This is a genomic window from Nocardia colli (genome assembly GCF_008704205.1).
In the GTDB taxonomy this organism is placed as follows: Bacteria; Actinomycetota; Actinomycetes; order Mycobacteriales; family Mycobacteriaceae; genus Nocardia; species Nocardia colli.
This window is the reverse complement of record NZ_VXLC01000004.1, coordinates 633,909-653,697: the sequence shown is the minus strand read 5'-3', so window position 1 is coordinate 653,697 and position 19,789 is coordinate 633,909. Positions and strand designations below refer to the sequence as shown.

General features: G+C 69.5%; 18 protein-coding genes. 11 read left to right on the top strand and 7 right to left on the bottom strand.

The window, feature by feature from the left end:
* The first annotated feature begins 3 nt into the window (after positions 1-3).
* The 10 genes from F3087_RS15015 (at position 4) to mtnC (ending at position 9,963) form a co-directional block, all read left to right on the top strand.
* Entirely contained in the window at positions 4-300 is a 297-nt protein-coding gene (locus F3087_RS15015; protein WP_150402513.1) for an MGMT family protein, read from the top strand.
* A 40-nt stretch (positions 301-340) separates the two neighbouring features.
* Positions 341-1,084 (top strand): VOC family protein, encoded by a 744-nt coding sequence (locus tag F3087_RS15010; RefSeq protein WP_150402512.1) that lies wholly within the window; start codon positions 341-343, stop codon positions 1,082-1,084.
* Between the two features lie 77 nt (positions 1,085-1,161).
* Complete coding sequence (locus F3087_RS15005) at positions 1,162-2,901, top strand: NTP transferase domain-containing protein (RefSeq protein ID WP_150402511.1); 1,740 nt, start codon at positions 1,162-1,164, stop codon at positions 2,899-2,901.
* 44 nt (positions 2,902-2,945) lie between these two features.
* Complete coding sequence (locus F3087_RS15000) at positions 2,946-3,704, top strand: class I SAM-dependent methyltransferase (protein WP_150402510.1); 759 nt, start codon at positions 2,946-2,948, stop codon at positions 3,702-3,704.
* A 145-nt stretch (positions 3,705-3,849) separates the two neighbouring features.
* Positions 3,850-4,050, top strand: a complete 201-nt coding sequence (locus F3087_RS14995; RefSeq protein ID WP_150402509.1) for a hypothetical protein — start codon at positions 3,850-3,852, stop codon at positions 4,048-4,050.
* Between the two features lie 128 nt (positions 4,051-4,178).
* Entirely contained in the window at positions 4,179-6,491 is a 2,313-nt protein-coding gene (locus tag F3087_RS14990; RefSeq protein WP_150402508.1) for an arylsulfatase, read from the top strand.
* A 104-nt stretch (positions 6,492-6,595) separates the two neighbouring features.
* The gene (locus F3087_RS14985; RefSeq protein WP_150402507.1) at positions 6,596-6,943 is read left to right on the top strand and encodes a DUF1330 domain-containing protein; all 348 of its coding nucleotides are present in this window, start codon (positions 6,596-6,598) and stop codon (positions 6,941-6,943) included.
* 91 nt (positions 6,944-7,034) lie between these two features.
* Positions 7,035-8,705, top strand: coding sequence for an S-methyl-5-thioribose-1-phosphate isomerase (mtnA, locus tag F3087_RS14980; protein ID WP_150402506.1), 1,671 nt, complete (start codon positions 7,035-7,037; stop codon positions 8,703-8,705).
* Entirely contained in the window at positions 8,702-9,277 is a 576-nt protein-coding gene (locus tag F3087_RS14975) for a 1,2-dihydroxy-3-keto-5-methylthiopentene dioxygenase (protein ID WP_150402505.1), read from the top strand. Before mtnA ends, F3087_RS14975 begins: the two co-directional genes overlap by 4 nt.
* Positions 9,274-9,963, top strand: a complete 690-nt coding sequence (gene mtnC / locus F3087_RS14970; protein WP_150402504.1) for an acireductone synthase — start codon at positions 9,274-9,276, stop codon at positions 9,961-9,963. Before F3087_RS14975 ends, mtnC begins: the two co-directional genes overlap by 4 nt.
* Before the next feature lie 4 nt (positions 9,964-9,967).
* Here mtnC and F3087_RS14965 read toward each other — a convergent pair whose 3' ends face one another.
* The 3 genes from F3087_RS14965 to F3087_RS14955 form a co-directional block, all read right to left on the bottom strand.
* Positions 9,968-10,402 (bottom strand): YdeI/OmpD-associated family protein, encoded by a 435-nt coding sequence (locus F3087_RS14965; protein ID WP_150402503.1) that lies wholly within the window; start codon positions 10,400-10,402, stop codon positions 9,968-9,970.
* A gap of 19 nt (positions 10,403-10,421) precedes the next feature.
* Entirely contained in the window at positions 10,422-10,877 is a 456-nt protein-coding gene (locus F3087_RS14960) for a VOC family protein (protein ID WP_150402502.1), read from the bottom strand.
* Positions 10,878-11,028: 151 nt separating this feature from the next.
* Positions 11,029-11,475: a cupin domain-containing protein gene (locus F3087_RS14955; RefSeq protein ID WP_150402501.1), complete on the bottom strand. Its 447-nt coding sequence runs from the start codon at positions 11,473-11,475 to the stop codon at positions 11,029-11,031.
* A gap of 150 nt (positions 11,476-11,625) precedes the next feature.
* On the opposite strand from F3087_RS14955, the gene F3087_RS14950 reads away from it, so the two are divergent.
* Positions 11,626-13,329 (top strand): metallophosphoesterase, encoded by a 1,704-nt coding sequence (locus F3087_RS14950; protein WP_150402500.1) that lies wholly within the window; start codon positions 11,626-11,628, stop codon positions 13,327-13,329.
* A 10-nt stretch (positions 13,330-13,339) separates the two neighbouring features.
* Here the strand turns inward: F3087_RS14950 and F3087_RS14945 are convergent, their stop codons facing one another.
* Genes F3087_RS14945 through F3087_RS14930 form a run of 4 tightly spaced genes read right to left on the bottom strand, consistent with a single transcriptional unit; the run spans position 13,340 to position 19,766 of the window.
* Complete coding sequence (locus tag F3087_RS14945) at positions 13,340-13,696, bottom strand: TfoX/Sxy family protein (RefSeq protein ID WP_150402499.1); 357 nt, start codon at positions 13,694-13,696, stop codon at positions 13,340-13,342.
* Between the two features lie 46 nt (positions 13,697-13,742).
* On the bottom strand, positions 13,743-14,720 hold the full coding sequence (locus tag F3087_RS14940) for an alpha/beta hydrolase (RefSeq protein ID WP_150402498.1): 978 nt from the start codon (positions 14,718-14,720) through the stop codon (positions 13,743-13,745).
* A gap of 40 nt (positions 14,721-14,760) precedes the next feature.
* Positions 14,761-15,474: a DUF6875 domain-containing protein gene (locus F3087_RS14935; protein ID WP_150402497.1), complete on the bottom strand. Its 714-nt coding sequence runs from the start codon at positions 15,472-15,474 to the stop codon at positions 14,761-14,763.
* On the bottom strand, positions 15,471-19,766 hold the full coding sequence (locus F3087_RS14930) for a non-ribosomal peptide synthetase (protein WP_191093959.1): 4,296 nt from the start codon (positions 19,764-19,766) through the stop codon (positions 15,471-15,473). The genes F3087_RS14935 and F3087_RS14930 overlap by 4 nt, the downstream gene beginning before the upstream one ends.
* Between the last annotated feature and the right edge of the window lie 23 nt (positions 19,767-19,789).

Below are 19,789 nucleotides of genomic sequence, written 5' to 3'. Positions count from 1 at the left end.
CAGGTGCCGACCACAGACGATCAGGTCGAGCGGGTCCGGGCCCTGGTCGCGTCGATCCCGCCCGGCAAGGTGGCGACCTACGGCGACATCGCCGCGGCCGCCGGACTGTCCACCCCGCGCACGGTCGGCTGGATCATGCGCACCGACGCCGCCGACCTGCCCTGGCACCGGGTGATCGGCGCGGGCGGCAAGCCGGCCGCGCACCTGGCCGACCGGCAGCTGCGGCTGCTCGCGACCGAGGGCGTGCCGATCAACGAGGGGCGAGTGAACCTGCGCGCGGCGCGTTTTCCGTTTCCGTAAACGCGCACCCGCCGGGCCGCGCGCCGGTTACCGTTGAACCATGTCCACCCGCCTGGCGTGTGTCGTGTTCGATGCAGACCGGCCGCGGTTCATCGCGGACTTCTGGGCCGAGCTGCTCGGTTGGGGCGTGACCATCGATCGCCCCGAGGAAGTAGATGTGGCGGCGCCCGATCCCGACGGCGCCGAAGTCGCCCTGGCGTTCCTGCCTGCCGCGCGGGCCAAGCACGGCAAGAACCGGATTCACCTGGATCTTGCCAGCCGCTCGATCGACCATCAGCGGGTGCAGGTGGATCGCGCGCTGTCGCTCGGTGCCCGCCGCGTCGACATCGGGCAGGGCGCGGTGCCGTGGGTGGTGCTCGCCGATCCCGAGGGCAACGAGTTCTGTGTGCTGGAGCCGCGCGAGGAGTACGTGGACACCGGCGCGGTCGCGGCCATCGTGATGGACACCCGGGATCCGCTGCGGCTGGCCGAATTCTGGGCCGCCGCGTCCGGCTGGCCGGTCACGCACGGCGGCGAGCAGGTGGCCGGGCTGCGCTCGGCGACCGGGCTCGGCTCGTGGCTGGAGTTCGTGCGCACGCCCGAGGTCAAGTCGGGCCGCAATCTGCTGCGGCTGAATCTGGCCTCGTTCGACGAACAGTCCGTCGAGCTGGACCGGCTGCGCGCGGCCGGCGCCACCTCGATCGAGCGCGCCGGCCAGCACCCGGCGACGAGCCTGGCCATGGCCGATCCGGAGACCAACGAGTTCGGCCTGCTCCGGCCGGTGCGCGACTGCTCGACCGTCTGAGCCGTCCGCCTCCCGGGTTCGGGGCGGCGACGAATTAGCATGTCCGCCATGTTGTACCTAGCTCGAGGCCGTACTCGGTGACCGCTGCCGACGCGATCGTGCTCGCCGGTGGGCGGGCCAGCCGGATGGGCGGGGTGGACAAACCCGCGATCGTCATCGGCGGCCGCTCCATGCTCGACGCCGCCCTGGCCGCCGTCGCCAAGTGCGCGCACACGGTCGTGGTCGGCCCGCATCGGCCCGAGCTGGCGCCGGAGATCAAACAGACCCGCGAGGTGCCGCCGGGCTCCGGTCCGGTGGCGGCGATCGGGGCCGGCCTGCACACCCTCGGCTCGACGGCGCCGCTGGTGGTGGTGCTCGCGGCCGATCTGCCGTTCCTGTCTCCCTGGTCGATCACCGAATTGATCAGGCACACCTGCGAATCCGGGGCCGACGCGGTGTTCGCCGCGGACGAGTCGGGGCGGCCGCAGTATCTGATCGGGGTGTGGCGGCGCACCGCGCTGCTGGCCGCGCTCGATCGGCTGGATTCGCTGATCAATCAGCCGATGAAGGCGCTGATCCCGGCCGACTCGGCGATCATCGCGCTGCCCGGTATCGCCGACTGCGACACCGAGGAAGAAGTACGGCTGGCCCGCGCGTCGGTCGCCGGACCGGCCCCCGCGCTCGCGCTCGACGAGGCACGGAAAGTTCTGCGCGACAATCTCTCCCGGCTCACCAGCTACGCCGCCGATCTGCGTTCGGTGCCCGGTGCGGCGCTCGCGGCGCCGTTGACCGCCGTCGGGCCGCTACCGCGCTTCGATGTCTCCGCGATGGACGGCTACGCGGTGGCGGGCGAGGGACCGTGGCGGTTGCGCCGCGATATCGGTTTCGCCGGCGGTCACCGCCCGGTCGGGCTGCTGTCCGGCGAGGCGGTGCGCATCGCCACCGGCGCGCATGTGCCGGACGGCACCACCAGCGTGGTTCGCGACGAATTCGTCGAGGTGGCAGCCGATGACCGCCTGCATCGACTACCGGACACCCCGGTCCGCGACGACGTCCGCCGCCGCGGCGAGGACCGGCAGCCCGGGGATCTCGTTGCGCCGCAAGGCACTCCGGTCACCGCCGCGTTGATCTCCGCGGCGGCGAGCGTCGAGGTGACCGCGGCGCCGGTGCGCGGGCCGGTCCGGGCCAGGATCGTGATGACCGGCGACGAGATCCGCAGCGACGGCCCGCTGCACGCGGGCCAGACCCGCGACTCGATCGGGCCGATCCTGCCGGATCTGCTGTCCTGGTACGGGATTCACACCGCCGACCGGGTGCATCTGCGCGACACCCCGAACGGTTTCGACGAGGTGCTCGGCGAGGCGCCCGGCTGCGACCTGCTGGTGATCGTCGGCGCGACCGGCAGCGGCGCGGCCGATCAGCTGCGCGCCGCGGTCGACCGCACGCAGGCGCGAATACTGGTGCACCGACTACGACTACGGCCGGGCGGCTCCACCCTCGTCGCCGAACTGACCACGGGCACTACGGTTCTCGGGCTGCCCGGCAATCCGTTCGCCGCGGTGGCCACCCTGATGGCGCTGGCCCCCGCCCTCGTCGCGGGCCGCACCGGCGGCGTCGCCCGCCGCCCGCTGCTCGGCCCGCTGCACAACGCCGCCGAGATCTCCGGCCCGGTCGCCCGCATCGTCCCCGCCCGCTTCGCCCCGCAGGGCGGCTGGCTCGGCGACCCGAACATCCGCACCGCACACCTCGGCGGCCTGGTCGACCGCGACGGGCTGGTCATCGTCCCCGCCGAGGCCGCCGACGGCGCGTCCGTCGAGTTCCTGCCGCTGCCCAGGTAGAAACCCGGTTGCCCCGGCGGCAACCGCTCGGCAACAATCGGGGCATGGGACGCAGCTATGAGGATCTGGTGGCGGAGGCCGGCGCGGTCTCGGTGGCCGGTTGGGATTTCGGGTGGCTCGACGGGCGGGCCAGCGAGCAGCGGCCCTCCTGGGGCTATCAACGGGTGCTGGGTGAGCGGCTGGGGAAAGTCGCTGCGGCACTGGACATTCAGACCGGCGGCGGCGAGGTGCTGGCCGGCGCCGGGAACCTGCCGCCGCTGATGGTGGCGACCGAGTCGTGGCCGCCGAACATCGACAAGGCCACCCAGCTGTTACATCCGCTGGGCGTGGCGCTGGTCGCCGATCCGGACGAACCGCCGTTGCCCTTCGGGGACAATGCCTTTGATCTGGTGAGCAGCCGGCATCCGGTCACCGTGTGGTGGTCCGAGATCGCCAGGGTATTGCGGCCGTCCGGCACCTATTTGGCGCAACATGTCGGCGATGCAAGTGTTTTCGAACTCGTCGAGTATTTCATCGGCGCGCAGCCGGAGGAAATTCGTAAGCGCCGCAATCCGGATGACGACCGGGCCGCGGCAATCGCCGCCGGACTGGAAATCGTCGATCTGCGCTACGAACGCTTGCGCGTCGAGTTCGGCGATATCGGCGCGGTCGTGTACTTCCTGCGGAAGGTGCCGTGGATGGTCCCGGACTTCACCGTGGACCGATACCAGGACAAGCTCCGGTCGATGCATGACGAGATCGAGGAAAATGGTCCATTCGTCGCCCACTCGACCAGATTTCTAATCGAAGCACGCAAGCCTTAACCGGTTAATATCGCTTCTACCTGCGGAAACAACCCGGATCGCCGATGCGACAGCCTTTTTTCACTTTCCCTTCCGGAATTGGTAGATGCTCGCTATCGTGAGTGTCGTTAGGCGAATAACAATCCCCGGAAAGGACCGAGTGGAGATGGCTGAAAAGTCGAAGAAAACGCCTAAGAAAATGCCGAGGCAGATGGATCGGCAGCAGCAACAGCAGCGCCAGGATCAAAACCAGAACCAGGGCATGAACCGCCCCGGCGCACCCTCGGACGGCCAGCGCATGCCGAACCAGCGCCAGTCGGACGACGATCGGCGTAACGCCGATCAGCGCCGGATGGGCCAGAACTAACTGATCTGCACCGCGCGCCGCCGGTTCACTGTCGAACCGGCGGCCGCGGCTGTGGCCGGTGCGCCGCGTTCCGCGCACCGTGCGCCGAACGCTGGTGCGCCGGGCGGCGTCCGACGTTTACTGAAACAATGCCTGTTCCCTCCCATGCGCGCGGTTACGAGTCGTTTGCCGGCACCATCGGCCGCACCACCGCCGATTCGACCCCCGAGTGGACCTACCCGCCGACCGCGCCGGCCGACGCACCGAACATCATCGTGGTGCTGGTCGACGACATGGGATACAGCGACATCGGGCCGTTCGGCTCCGAAATCGACACGCCGACCCTGGATCGCCTTGCGGCGCGCGGTGTCCGGCTGACCAACTACCACACCACCCCGCTGTGCTCGCCGTCGCGGGCCGCGCTGCTGACCGGAATCAACTCCCACCGTGCGGGTTTCGGTTTCGTCGCCAATGCCGATCCCGGATATCCCGGCCTGCGCCTGGAACTCGCCGACGATGTGCTGACACTGCCGGAGATCTTGCGCGCGAACGGTTACGCGACCTACGCGGTCGGCAAGTGGCATCTGGTCCGCGACGCCACGATGAACCCGGCGGCGCACCGGGATTCGTGGCCGACCCAGCGCGGTTTCGATCGCTACTACGGCTCGCTGGAGGGCCTCAACTCCTTCTACTACCCGAATCAGCTGGTGTCGGACAGCTCCGTGGTGGACGTCGAGGAGTACCCGGAGGGCTACTACCTCACCGACGATCTGACCGACAAGGCGATCTCCTACATCAAGGATCTGCGCGCGCACGATTCGGCCAAGCCGTTCTTCCTCTACTTCGCGCACGTCGCCATGCACGGCCCGTTGCAGGCCAAGCCGGACGACCTGGCGAAGTATCGCGGCCGCTACGCCGAGGGCTGGGACAAGTTGCGGCAGAACAGGTTCGCCGCACAGCTCGCGCAGGGCCTGTTCCCGCCGGGCACCGAGCAGAAGCCGCGCAACACCGAACCCGGTTACGAAGCGGCGGAATGGGATTCGCTCAGCGCGGCGGAGCAGCGCCGGTTCGCCCGGTACATGGAGGTGTACGCGGGCATGGTCGACAGCATCGACCAGAGCCTCGGCCGCATCCTCGACACCCTCGAACAGTTCGGCGAACTCGACAACACCATCGTGGTGTTCACCTCCGACAACGGCGGCACCGCCGAGGGCGGACCGGAGGGAACCCGCACCTACTTCGCCGAATTCGCGCACATCGACGATCCGGACTGGGTCGGCGACGTCCCGCTCGACGAGGAGCTGATCGGGACCGCGCAGCTCGGCGTGCACTATCCGCGCGGGTGGGGGCAGGCGTCGAATACGCCGTTCCGCTTCTACAAGGGACAGACCTTCGCCGGCGGGGTGCGCGTGCCGTTGCTCGTCTCGTGGCCGAAGGGCTTGCCGCGCAACGGCGAGGACAACGGCATTCGCCACGAGTACGCCTACGTCACCGATCTCGCGCCGACCCTGCTGGAGCTGGCCGGTCTACAACGGCCGAGTGTGCGTAACGGCTTGCCGGCCAAGGACTTCGACGGTGTCTCGGCGGCCGAGCTGCTGCGGGACCCGCAGGCGCGCACGACGCACACCGAGCAGTACTCGGAGATGACCGGGCATCGCGGCTTCTATCGCGACGGCTGGAAGCTGTTGTCCCTGCACGAACGCGGCGCCGACGTGGACGCGCCGAACTGGCAGCTGTTCGACGTGCGCACCGATCCGACCGAGTTGCACGACCTTTCGGCGCAGTTTCCGGACAAGGCGGCCGAGCTGGCCGCCGCCTGGGACGAATCAGCCTGGGCGAACACCGTTTTCCCGCTACTCACCCGGCAGGACCTGGCCCGCAGGCGACCCGAGGAGCGGCGCTTCAGCGAGCCGCTGCGACTGCTGCCGGGCACCCCCACGTTGGAGCGCTACCGCTCGCAGCGGCTGATCGCCTACCGGGACTTCACCATCACCGCGGAGCTGCACAATTATCGGCCCGGCGACGAGGGAGTCCTTGTCGCACACGGTGATCCGCTCGGCGGCTACCTGCTCTACCTCGAAGACGGCTGGCTGACCTTCGGCGTGAACAGCTACGGCAGATACGACTCGGTGTCCACCGGCCCGCTCGCGCCGGGCACCCGGCGGATCTCGGTGTCCGCGACGGTCCGTCCGCGCCTGCGCTGGGATTTCGGCATCGAGGTCGACGGCACCCGGGTCGCCGAACTCCGCGATCAGGTGCAGTTGGTCGGGATGTCGCCGTGGACCGGCATTTCCGTCGGGGTCGATGCCCGCGGACCGGTCGCGTGGGACCTGCGGGAACGGCGCGGCGCCTTCCGCTACACCGGCACGCTGCGCGCGATCACCTACTCCCCCGGCCCGATCCGCGTGCCGGCCGGCACCATCGAGGCGGTGGAGCGGGAGGCGGAATTCGTTGCGGAATAAGCGGATACGCCCTTACCTCCGAGGTAATTGTCCCGCCTCGGCAGGCGGCCTACGTTCGGATCGGGGTCGCGCCTCGGCGACGCCGCCGAACAAGGGAACCGCTGATGACCGCCTTTGGCTTCGCCCACCTGCGCGCCCGCAGGCCGCACGCCGACATCCTGGAATACCTGGAGCGCATCCAGGACACCTTGGATCCGTTTCACGGCCGCTTCGTCATCCACGGACCGCCCGCCGAGATCGTGGAGGGCGACTGGCCGGGCAGCATGGTGCTGCTCGAATTCCCCGACCTGGACACCGCGCGGGCGTGGTATCAGTCCGCCGCGTACCAGGCGATCCTCCACCTGCGCACGGACCACATCGACGGGGATCTGCTGCTGATCGAGGGGGTCGGCCCGGATTACGACCCGCGCGAACGGGCCGCGAAGCTGCGCGCCCAGGCCGCCGCCGGGTAGCCGGGGCGTTCGGCCGACTTTCTCCGGGCCGCTCCGGTCCGATACCGTTGACCAGGCACAACACGGCTCCACGCGATAAAGGATGCGCCTGATGGACGACAGTTCCCTGATCTGGGACGACGGTGCGCTGGTCACCATCGACCAGCGCGGGCTGCCGCACGAGGTCCGCGAACTGCGGCTCGGCACGGTCGACGCGGTCATCGACGCCATCCGGGTGCTGGCCATCCGCGGCGCGCCGGCCATCGGCATCGCGGGGGCGTTCGGCGTGGTCATCGCCACGGCCGCGCACACGGTGGACGGCGTGGTAGACGAGGATCGGGTGCAAGCCGACGCCGATCGCATTGCGGCCGCCCGGCCGACCGCGGTGAATCTCGCGTGGGCGGTGCAGCGGGTGCGGACCAAGCTCGCAGAGGGCGCGGACGCCGTGCTCGCCGAAACCCTGGACATGCTCGCCGAGGACGGCCGGGTGAACCGGGCCGCCGCGACACACGCCGCCGATCTGGTCCAGCGCCTCTGCCCGGACCGGCCGCTGCGGGTACTCACCCATTGCAACACCGGACGGCTCGCGACAAGTGCGTTCGGCACCGCGATCGGCGCGCTGCGGGTGCTGTCCGAGCGTGGCGCGATCGAGAACGTCCTGGTCGACGAGACCCGGCCACTGCTGCAAGGCGCGCGGCTCACCACCTGGGAGCTGGCCGAGGCGGGCATCCCGCATCGGCTGACCATCGATTCCGCGGCGGCCTGGGCGATGGCGACCGGGCAGGTCGATTGCGTGCTGGTCGGCGCGGACCGGGTGACCGTGAACGGCGATGTGGCGAACAAGATCGGCACCTACGCGCTGGCGCTCGCGGCGCGGCATCACGGCATTCCGTTCATCGTGGTGGCGCCGGAGTCGACGCGCGATCCGAACATGGCGACCGGGCGCGACATCGTGGTGGAGGAGCGGGCCGCCGCCGAGGTGATCGGATTCGGCGGTGTCGCAACGGCTCCCGACGGTACCGAGGTGTTCAATCCGGCTTTCGATGTGACGCCAGGCGATTTGGTGACGGCGGTAGTCACCGAGCTCGGTGTGGTGCACAGCGCTGCGGGCGATTCGGCATCGACCCCGGGGGATCCCCGGCCCGGCAAGGTGATTGCCGATATCGCGCGCGGCTTGTACCAGCGCGGGTGGATGCCGGGCACCGCCGGCAATATCTCGGTGCGCACCGGCGAGACCGCGGTGATCACCGGAAGTGGTTTGTCCAAAGGCGAACTCACCGAACACGACATGGTGACCGTCCTGGTGGCGGATTCGACGCCGACGGCAGGCAGCCGGAAACCCTCGGCGGAGACCACGATTCACACCGCGGCGTACCGCACCACGTCAGCGCAGGCGGTCGTGCACATCCATCCGCCGTTCGCGACCGCGCTGGCGACCCGGGTCGGCGCGTCCGACGCGGTGACCACCCTGCGCATCACCGACTACGAGCTGATCAAGGGCCTCGGCGGCACCGAGCCCGCGGTCATCGACATCCCGGTCTTCCCCAACTGGGCGGACGTACCGCGCATCGGCGCCGATATCGAGCGCTATCTGGCCGAACATCCTGCCGCGCCGCCGATCCTGTTCATCACGGGCCATGGGATCACCGCGTGGGGGGACAATATTTCCCAGGCGCGCGATCGCGCCGAATGCCTGGAGGCCCTGTGCGAGCTGGTGTCCCGCACCGGGCGGCTGAACGCCTTCGGCGCGCGCGACGAGACTCTCGAGATTGGACTGATATGACCCTGCTTCAGGTGATGGCCGCCGACAACGCGGCCGACGTGCGCGTGCGGACCACCGACGACGCGGTGATCGGCACCGAATTGGCCGGGCACGGTATCACTTTCGGCCGCTGGCCGGTGGTGGACAATGCCACGGCCGTCCCCTCCGACGAGCTGCTCGCGCACTACCGCGATCAGGTGGCCGAGCTGAACGAGTCCGGGCGCTACAAGCACATCGATATCGCCCGCATCCATCCGGACGACGCCGACCCGGAGTGGCCGAAGACCGCCGAGGGGGCGCGGGCGAAGTTCCTCAACGAGCACCGGCACGCCGAGGACGAGGTGCGCTACTTCGCCGCCGGGCGCGGCTGCTTCTACCTGCATCTCGGGCACGAGGTGCTGGCCGTCGTCTGCGAGGGCGGCGATCTGCTCTCGGTGCCCGCGGGCACGCTGCACTGGTTCGACATGGGCAGCCGGCCCGACTTCATCGCCATCCGGTTCTTCGAGGAAGAGGACGGCTGGGTGGGCGATTTCAGCGGTGACCGGATCAGCGAAGGGTTCCCGACCCTCGACGAATTGCTCACCAGCTCGTGATCACCACGGTCGTCCTCGACATCGAAGGGACCACCAGCCCGACCAGTTCGGTGCGGGAGGACCTGTACGGCTATACGCGGGAACGGCTTCCGGCCTGGCTGGCCGAAAACCGCACGGGCGCGGCGGAACCCATCCTTGCCGCGGTGCGGGCGCAGGCTGGGCGGCCGGACGCCGATACCGACGAGGTCGCGGAGATCCTGCGGGAGTGGCTCGATACCGACGTCAAGGCGGAGTCGCTGAAAGCGGCGCAGGGGCTGATCTGCGCGGAGGGGTTCCGCAACGGTGCGCTGCACGGGGAGTTCTTCGCCGACGTGCCGCCCGCGCTGCGGGCATGGCACGCGGATGGGCTTGCGCTGTACGTGTATTCGTCGGGATCTGTACGTAACCAACAGGATTGGTTCGCGTTCGCGCGGGGCGGCGAATTGGCCTCGCTGATCAGCGGGCATTTCGATCTGTCCACGGCGGGAGGCAAGCGGGAGCCGTCGTCGTACGAGAAGATCGCGAGTGCGATCGGGGTGGCCGGGGAGCGCATCCTGTTCCTGTCCGATCATCCGGACGAGGTCGATGCGGCGGTCGCGGCGGGGTGGCAGGCGATCGGGCTCGCCCGGCCCGGTGAGCCCAATCCGCCACGGCCACCGCATCGTTGGGTCGATACGTTCGCCGATATAGACCCTCGGGCGCTGTAGCGGATCAGCTCAGCGACTCGACCACCTTGGTGATCCGCCGGGCGCGCGTCTCCGCGCGCTTGGCTTCGGTGACCGCCGTGACGTGTTCGCGGCGGCGCGAATAGGACAGTTCGTCGAAGGTGGCCGCTAGACCGGCGGTGCTCAACGCCGCCGCCAGGTCGTCGGGGATCTCGATGGTGCGTTCGGCGTCGTCGCGCGCGACGGTCACCACGACCCGGTCGCCGGGCTGCTTGCCCAGCTCGGTGCGGATCGCCTCGAGCACGCCGAGGCAGGGGCCGGACCCCATGTCCGCGATCGAGCCGCGGTACTCGACGCCGTCGAAGGCCGCGGCGACCGGGATGCGGCCGCCGCCGCCCAGCGCCGCGACCACCTCGCCCGGCACGGCGACGTAGGCGCCGCCGCCCGCGCCGGCCTCGATGATCGCTTCGAACTGCTGCACAGGGTCGACTTTAACCTGGTCAGGCGTTGTCGTAGGCGTCCTGGAGGGTCTTGATGTCGAGCTTGGACATGCCGCGCAGCGCGGTGCCGACGGCGATGGTCTTGGCCGGATCGTCGCTGCTCATCAGGGTTTGCAGGGCCGCGGGCACGATCTGCCAGGCCAGGCCGAAGCGGTCGGTCAGCCAGCCGCACGGGCCGCCCTCGCCGCCGCCGTCGGTGAGCGCGTCCCAGAGCCGGTCGACCTCCTCCTGCGTCTCGACGACGACCTGCAACGAGGCCGAGTCGGTCAACGCGTGGCCCGGCCCGCCGTTCATCAGGGTGACCGCGTGGCCGTCGAGGTCGAGCGAGACGACGAACGCCGCCCCGTCCGAATTGCGGGAGATGTCGGTGATCCGCGAATTGGGGACCACTGCCGCGTACAGGGTGGCGGCTTCTTCGGCCGCGTTGTCGAACCAGAAGTAGGTGTTGACGGACATGATGGGCTCCTTGCCGATGGTGTGTGACTTGCTGTCACCCTCTGGTCGGAGCCGCCCGCGCCGCATCGACCTATCTCACCGAAATTCTCGAAAGTTTTTCCGACCGGCGTCGACCAGGGCTTTCACCGTCACGATATCGGCGCGAAACCGGCTATGCGCAGGGTGGGGCGGGGGCGTCTTGGAAGAGGGGTTTGGTGGTGGGTGGGGCGTAGACGACGTCGAGGATGAGGGGGTCGGGGCCTAGGTTGCGGCCGATGTGGGTGTTCCAGTCGCCTTCGGGTTCGTAGATGAAATCGCCGGTGTGGAAGACGGGGGCGACGCAGTCGGGGCCGGGGTGGGTGAGGGTGCCGGCCCGGATGATGCCGAAGACGGGGCCGTCGTGGTAGTGCCAGCCGGTGGAACCGCCGGGGGCGATGGTGATTTCGCGGACGACGAGGTCGGTGCCGGCGACGAAGGGGAGGAGTCCGGCGGGGATCTGGGCTTGGGCGAGGGTGACGGCGGTGATGTCAGTGCCGGGGGTGGCGTTGGCGGGGATGCCCGTGCAGAGGGCCGCGCCGAGCAAGATCGCGACGGCGGTTCCGCGAGTGAATGGCGTCATCGCGGGAGCATATCGGGGTGCGGTAGGGCGCGGGAATAGGCGAATTTCGCCTGGCCGGGGTGGCCGGGACGACAGAGTTCACCGAGTGTTCGCACGCGGCCCGCAGTGTCGAGTTGCCGAGCGGCCTCGACCGGCGCAGCATCGGTCGGTATGGCGTCGAATCCGCTGAATCCCGCAGGCGACATTCCGGAAACCGGAATCCCGGGCGGGCGCTCCGCCGAGATGACCATGGCCGAGCAGCACGAATGGCATCGCGACTATCTACGGCGGCATTCGGTGTCGCGCCGCAATATCCTGCGCGGCGCCGCGGCGGCCGCAGCCGTGGCGGCGGTCGGCACGTCGCCGTTCGGTAAGCGCGCCTACGCCGAGGAGGCGCAGCTCGCCGTCGGCGGCCGCCACGTCGGCTTCGGTCCGGACTCGACCAGCCAGCTCCGCTTCGCCGCGCAACTGTCCAGGCAGCCCGCGGGCACCAAGGTGTTCCTCGACCACGGCCCGACGCCCGCGCTCGGCGCGACGGTGGAGGCCGAGGTGCGCAACCTGCTCACCCAGCTGCCGACCAGCGACGGCGGAGTGCTTGCGGCCGAACAGTTCTACGCGCACGCGCCGGTGGACGGGCTGCCCGGCCGGGTGCCGCATTTCTATCGCTGGCGCACCGCCGACGGGTTCACCGGCGACATCCGCGCCGCCGCCACCGCGATGCCCACCGCGCGCGCCGCCATCGTGCCGTTCCGCTTCACCATGATGGGCGATCAGGGCACCGACGAAACACCGGCGCTGCCCTCGGGTGTCGCGCCCGGCGACTACGACGACAAGTACTACAAGGCGGACAACGACCCGAACGCGCCGCACGCGACCAACGTGCTGCGCCAAATCGCCGCGGCCAGACCGGATTTCCACATCCTGGCCGGCGACATCGCCTACGCCGACCCGTCCGGCGCGGGCAAGCCTGCCCAATTCGTCGCGCACGGCGGGAAACTCCCGGACGGCTTCGACAAATTCAACCCGTACGTGTGGGACGTCTACTTCGGCGCCATCGAGGCGAGCGCCGCACAGACGCCGTGGATGTTCGCGACCGGCAACCACGACATGGAGGCGACCTACGGCGCCCTCGGCTACGGCGGGCACGCGGCGCGACTCGACTTCCCCGGCAACGGCCCGGCCGGCTGCCCGTCGGCGTATTCGTTCACCTACGGCAATGTCGCGGTGCTCTCCCTCGACGCCAACGACGTCTCCTACGAGATCCGCGCCAACACCGGGTATTCCGGAGGGGCACAGACGAATTGGGTGGAGCGCACGCTGGCGGCCTACCGGGCCGACCCCGGCATCGACTTCCTGGTCTGCTTCTTCCACCACTGCGCCTACTCGACGACCGACGCGCATGCCAGCGACGGCGGCGTACGCGATGCCTGGGTGGCGCTGTTCGACCGCTACCAGGTGGATCTGGTGCTGCAAGGACACAATCACGTGTTCGAGCGCACCGACCCGATCCGCGGCAACGCCGCGACGAAGGTGGCCGGCGACAATTCGGTGGTCTATCCGGAGACCGACGGCACCGTCTACTACACGGTCGGCGGCGGTGGTCGGCCCCGCTACGACTTCCAGCCGGGTTCGCGGGAGTCCTACCGCGGCAACGAATTACCGGACACCACGGTGCCCAACAGTTACGTCTGGGGTTCCGGCGGCAACAAGCAGGACGAGGCGGCCCCGTGGTCGCGGGTGCGGTTCCGCAACTATTCGTTCCTGCGCGTGGACGTCCGCCCCGGGATCTTCGCCAGCGAGATGGATGTGACCGCGGTGGACGAGTACGGCCGCGAGTTCGACCGCGTCACCTACCGCAGGCAGGTTCGCGGCTGACCCGCGCGGGCTACTTCTGCTTTCTCGGCGACAGCTTTTTCGGCGGCAGCGACCGCGCGTAGCCGACGCCACGGTCGACCCACTCGCGCAGCACCGCGTCGTCGTCGGCCGCGTCGGGGGTGACCCGTAGCCAACCCGTCACGTCTCGACCACCCATCACCATGGACTCCACGAAGTCGAGCTCCAGGAGTTCATCGGCGTCCTGCGGATCGACCCGGACCAGCAGCCCGCCCTGTCTGCTGGCGGCCACGGCCATATTGCCGCCGATCAGGAAGGCGAGTCCGCCGAACATCTTCCGCTCGGACAGCTCCGGCCCGGGTTTGATGTGCAGCCGGATTCGGTCGGCGAGTTCCTCGTCATATGCCATGGCCAAATTGTCGACCCGGGCACCGACATTTTCCGGGCGAGCGCCCTCAGGCGCCGATCGCGGCGGCGAACAGCGGCCAGGACTGGTGCACGTCGTCCTGCCAGTAGGTCCAGGCATGCGTGCCGGCCGGGCGCAGGTTCGCGGTGACCGGAATGCCGAGCGCGTGCAGCCGGTCCACGAACGGCCGGGTGCAGCTGCCGACGAACGTCTCCATCACACCGCCGACCAGCACTCGGTCGGCCAGCCGGGCCGGGTTGCCGTCGATGCCCTGATCGGCGATGTTGTCGTGCTCGCCCGGCGCGCCGGTGCCCGACGAGACATACAGCGCCAGCCCGCGCAGCCGTTCGGCCTGCACCATCGGGTCGTTCGCGGCCCAGGCCGGATTGTCCGGCGCGCCCCACATGTTGGCCGGGTTCGCGCCGAACACGCCGAGTTGCGACGCGACCAGCGCCTGCGCCACCGGATCACTGGTGCGCGGGCAGCCGCTGTAGGCGCCGACCGCCTGATAGAGGCCGGGTGCGCCGGCCGCGAGGTTCAACGCCGAGGTGGCCGACATGGACAGTCCCGCAATGGCATTGCGTCCGGTCATGCCGAACTTGGTCTCCAGCAGCGGCGGCAGTTCCTTGGTCAGGAAGGTGGTCCACTGATTGCGGCCGAGCGCCGGATCGTCGCGCAGCCAGTCGGTGTAGTAGCTGGCGCGGCCGCCCATCGGCACGATCACGTTGACGTTCTTGTCCGCGAAGAACTCCGCGACGTCGGTGCGCCGGGTCCACGGCCCGCCGTCCTCGCCGCCGTCCACCGCGTTGAGCAGATACAGCGCGGGTGCACCGGCGCCGGGATGCGACATCCACAGCGTGATCGGCTTGTCCATGGCCGCCGAGTGCACGACGACCTCCATTTCCCGCCCGCCGAGCGGCCGCACATCCAGGATGCGGGAATCGGGATCGGCGGCGGCCGTGGTGGCCGGGAGGACCGCGGCGGCAACCGCGAGAAGTGGAACCAGGCATCGCATCAGCCGGCGCATGGCATCGAGTATCCATCAGCGGCGCCGCGCCGCCCGGCATTCACCGGGCGTGTTCGCCGAACGAATGAACGCGCAGGTCGGTGATGGCATCGTCGGTGACGCCGGTCACTCGCAGTCGCTCAGCTATCGACCAGCGCAGGCGGCGCGGAAGATCGGGCGCGACCTGGGTCAGGTACGCGTACAACCATTCCGTTCGGCCCACCAGGAACGGGAAGTCGGTGTTCATCATCTTCCGGATCACCAGCATCGGCAGCGGGGCGTCGAGCGGGCGGAAGTCCTTGTTCCACAGGCCGGATACGCCGCAGCCGGGATAGAACTGGCCGAGCATCAGGCCCTGCTCCACCACCGCGGTCTTGCCCGCCAGGTGCACGGAGTCGATCAGCTCGTGGCGGGTGAGGCCGGGAAAAATGGTGGCGGAGGCCAGCATTCGGGCGTCCGCCTCGGTGCGCAGGCCGCGGTAGATCTCGAAGGCGTCGTCCAGCGCGGCGGTCATGGTTTCGGCGGTCAGGTCGTCGCCGCCCGGCACCACGGCCACCCACAGGCTCCGGTGCGTGATCGTATGGCGGACAAAGGGACACACCGGTCCGTCGCGACCCAGTTCCGGATGCGGGCGGACCAGGTAGTCGCCGAGGTAGCGAATCAGGTCGGCCGCGTGCGGATTCTGCCGCGACCACGCCCCTGGATCGTCGTAAACGTTGCACCACTCGAATCCGGTGCGGGTACCGAGGTGCCTGCGTGCGGTCGAGGCGGTCACGGCGCGGTCCGGGCCGTGACCGGCACGGCGATGCGCTCGAGGTGCCTGGCCAGCATCGGGCCGATCACGGCGACGACCGCCGGGTTGGTGAGCTGGGCGTGGGTGGCGGCCACCGGGTGTTCGATGAGGTCGCCGGTGACGAAGGGCCGCCACAGGTCGGCGCCGAACAGTTCGGTCATGCCGCGGGTGGCCGAAAAGTACAGCAGGTCACCGTCGAAGACGCCGGGGCGGTAGTCGTGCGAGAGGGCGACGCCGTCGACGTAACCGCGGTGCAGGCGTTCGAGCTGGTCCGCCGACAGTCCGGTGCCGAACGACGCACCGGCGCCGGCCAATTCGGCGGCGGCCTCGGCGGCGGTCACCTCGGGCAGGGTGTCGGCGTCGGCCGGTTCGTCACCGAGCAAGTGGGTCAACAGGTCTCGCATCCGCGGCACCGGCGGCGGGGCCGCGCCGTCGGGGAAGACGACGCTGTCCAGCATGGCCAGCGCGGCGACCGAGGCGCCGCGGGCGCGCAGCCGGACGGCGATCGCGTGCGCGATCTGGCCGCCGAGGGACCAGCCGAGCAGGTGGTACGGGCCGTCCGGCTGGACGCGGATCATCGCCTCCACGTAGCTGTCCGCGAGGTCGTCGATCGTGCCGATCGCCCCGGCTGGACCGGTGAGGCTCGGTGCTTGCAGGCCGTACACCGGGCGGTCGGTGACGTATCGGGCCAGACCGGCGTAGCACCAGGCCAGCGGGACGGCGGAGTGGACGCAGAACAGGGGTGGGCGGGTTCCCTTGCGGCGCAGGGTGAGTAGGACGCCGAGGGCGTCGTCAGTGCTGTCCGCACCCGTGTAGCCGGTGATGCGGTCGGCCAGCGCCTCGACCGTGGGTGTCGTGTAGAGCCAGCGCACCGTCACCGGAACGTCCGTCGCGGCGGCCAGTTCGGCCGAGACCGTCACGCCCAGTAGGGAATTCCCGCCCAGTTCGAAGAAGTCGTCGTCCAGGCCGATGCGCGGTTGCCCGGTCGCCTTGCCGATGTGCTCGGCGACCAGCTGCTGTGTTGCGGTCGCGGGAGCGCGATAGGGACGCGGCGCGACCACCGGGGCAGGTAAAGCGGCGCGATCGAGTTTGCCGTTGCCGGACACCGGTAGTCGGTCGAGTTCGATCAGCGCCGACGGGACCAGCGCCGCGGGCAAGGTGTCGCGCAGTCTGCGCACCGTGTCGGCGGCGTCGAAGCGAATCCCGGCCGCTGCCACCACATAACCGACCAGGCGGGCCTCCGGCTGCCCGGCATCGGCGACGGTGACCACCGCGCGCGCGATCCCCGGCTCCGCGAGCAGAGCCGACTCGACCTCCGCCGGTTCGATGCGGCGACCGCGTACTTCGACCTGACCGTCCACCCGGCCGAGGAATTCGAACGCGCCGTCCGGACCGGCGCTGACCAGATCGCCGGTGCGATAGAGCCGTCGCCCGATACCGAACGGGTCGGCGATGAATCGGACGGCGGTGCCTGCCGGATTGCGCAGGTAGCCGTCCGCGACACCGAGACCGCCCAAGTACAGCTCTCCCCTGGCGCCGGGCGGAACCTGCACCAGACGCGAATCGAACACCACCGCAAGCACTCCCGGTAATGCCGCACCGATGGTGATCGGTTCGTCGGGTGCCATGGCCTCGGTTTGTGTTGCCATGACAGTGGTTTCGGAAGGGCCGTAGCCGTTGAACAGACGGACGTGCGGTGCCCATTCGCGCACCAGTTCTGCCGAGCAGGCTTCACCGCCGACCACGACGGCTTGCAGGCCGGGTAGGTCGGTGGGCGTCAGGGTGGCGAGAACCGCCGGGGTGGTGAGGAAGTGCGTGCCGCCGGTGTCGGCGATCAGCTTGGACAGCGCGGTGCCCGCGACGACCGACGTCGGCGCGACCACCAGGCGGGCGCCGGCCGCGAAGCAGGCGAGAAGTTCGAGCAGGTGCGCATCGAATGACGGGGCGTGCGCGTGCAGGACGACCGAATTCCGATCGACCCCATAGTGTTCGGTGATGTAGTCGGTCAGCGCCCCGAGGCCACGATGGGTGACGAGCACGCCCTTCGGTAGCCCGGTGGTGCCCGATGTGTAGATCAGGTAGGCCGGGTGATCAGGCCGCAAGGACCTCGGCCGTTCGGCGTCGGCGATCGGTGTGCTCGCTCGGCGATCGGCTTCCGCCAGCGTCCGGGAGTCATCGAGGGTCAGCCAATGAATGCCGCATCTGGCCGAACTCTTCCGGCCGCCGACCGCGCCGTCGGCCCGCGCGATCGGCCGCTGGCCACCGTCGCCCGCGGGGATCGGTTCGGCCTCCCGATCCGCGAAGGCCGTGTCGCACGGCAGGCAGTCACGCGCCGCGGTGACCGTAAGCCCCTGTCGTGCTCCGGAATCCGCGATCACCCTGGCGATCCGTTCGACGGGATCGTTCGGATCGACCGGCACGAAACACGCTCCGGACTTGGCGACCGCCCACAGCGCGAGCACCGATTCGAGCGAGCGCGCGATGGCGACCACGACGAACTCACCGGGCCGGGCGCCGCCGGCCATCAGCTCGCGCGCCCAGCGCGAGGACGCTTCGTCCAGCTCGCGATAGGTCATGGCGCACGTGCCATCCTGCACCGCGACTGCGTCCGGCACCAGGCCGGCGCGGAGCAGGTCGGGTAGTACCCGGACCGGACCTGCGGGATCCGATGCCACCGGGGCGGGCGGTGTGAGATCCAAAGCCGGTATCGGGCAGTCGGATTCGGCGGCCAGGAAGCGGGCGAAGTAGTCGAGGAACATGCGGTGGTGCCAGGCCAGCAGGTCGGGCCGGTAGCGGGCCGGGTTGGCGTGGAAGTCGATGCTGATCGAGCGTTCGTCGGGACCGGCCTGGTAGCCGTTGATCAAGAGGTCCTCGACCGGGCCGAGGGACAGCAGGCGCACCTGCCCGGTCAGTGCGCCCAGGCCGAACGGCTCGGTGAAGCCGAGGACGTTGACGACCGGCCCGAAGCCCCCGCGCACCACGTGCTGCTGACCGCGGTCGTGCTGCATCTCCTCGTAGCGGTAGCGCTGATGGCGCAGCCCACCGATCACCCGGGACCGTACCTGGGCGATGACGGTGTCGACGGTGCCGGTGTCGAAGCCGTTGAGCCGCAAGGGCACCACGTTCGACATCGAACCGGCCGAGCGGCGCAGGACCGCGGTGGGGCGCGCGGTGACCGGCAAGGTGAGGGTGATCTCGCTGCGGCCGGTCATCCTGGCCAGGTAGCAGGCGAAAGCGGTGACGGCCAGTTCGGGGAAGGTCGCGCCGTGACGGGCGCGGGCGGCGGCGACCAGTTCGGCGGTCGCGGCGTCCAGTGTCGCGGTGACTCGATGTGGTTGCGGCCGAGGCGCGGTGGGATGTCCGGCCAGGCCGAGTGGTTCGGGGAGTGTTTCGAGTTGGTCGTGCCAGTAGGCGCGGTCGGTCGTGGCGCGGTCTGAATCTTGGTATCTGCGTTCGTCTTCCAGCAGCTCTGACACGGACAGGGGCTGGATTGCCTTCGACCGGGCCTTGTCCGGCATCGTCACCGAGTCGTGCTTTGCCGCAATGGTGTTCACTGCCGGTCCGGCCATGGTCCGGGTCGAACCCGATGTCGCGGTGCCGGATTCGGCGTCCGCTGACCGCCATAACACGCGTGCGGTCGGACGGCGGTGACCACTGCCGGACTCTCGGGCGACACGAATAGACGTGGAACCCGAACCCTCTGGCATCGTCCCTTGCCCCGCAACGATTTCCGCGCGGTATAGCTCACCCGTCCGACGGAGCACCGCTGCGGCGCCTACGCCGTCGACCACGATGTGATGGCTGCGCAGGTACAGCAAGTGATGATCGGGCGCGATCCGGAACACCGTCGCGACGGTCAGATCGTCGGTGAGCGGATCGAGCGGCGCGCTGTAGTCACGCTCCATCTGATCCTGCGCGGCGGCGATCGGGTCCGCCTGATCGGTGACGTCCACAACCCGTATCGACAGCTCCGCCGTGGCGTCGACGTACTGCTGCGGATATCCGTCGACGAGGCGGAATCGCAGGTTCGGCGATTGGAGTTCGCGGGCCGCGCGGCGGGCACAGCGCGACATCAGCGCGACGTCGAGCGGGCCGGACAGGTCCAGATACATGGCGACCGTGATCGGCACCGCCGGCTGCAATTGCTGGGCCACCCACCAGCGCAGCTGCGCCGTCGACAGCGGATGCACCGACTGCGCCGCGGCGTCCGTCCGGTCGATCGACACCGTGTCGTCGGCTCCGGTCAACACGCCTCCCTCGGATTCGGAAGCCACCGCTGGATCATTCATCGGCAAAC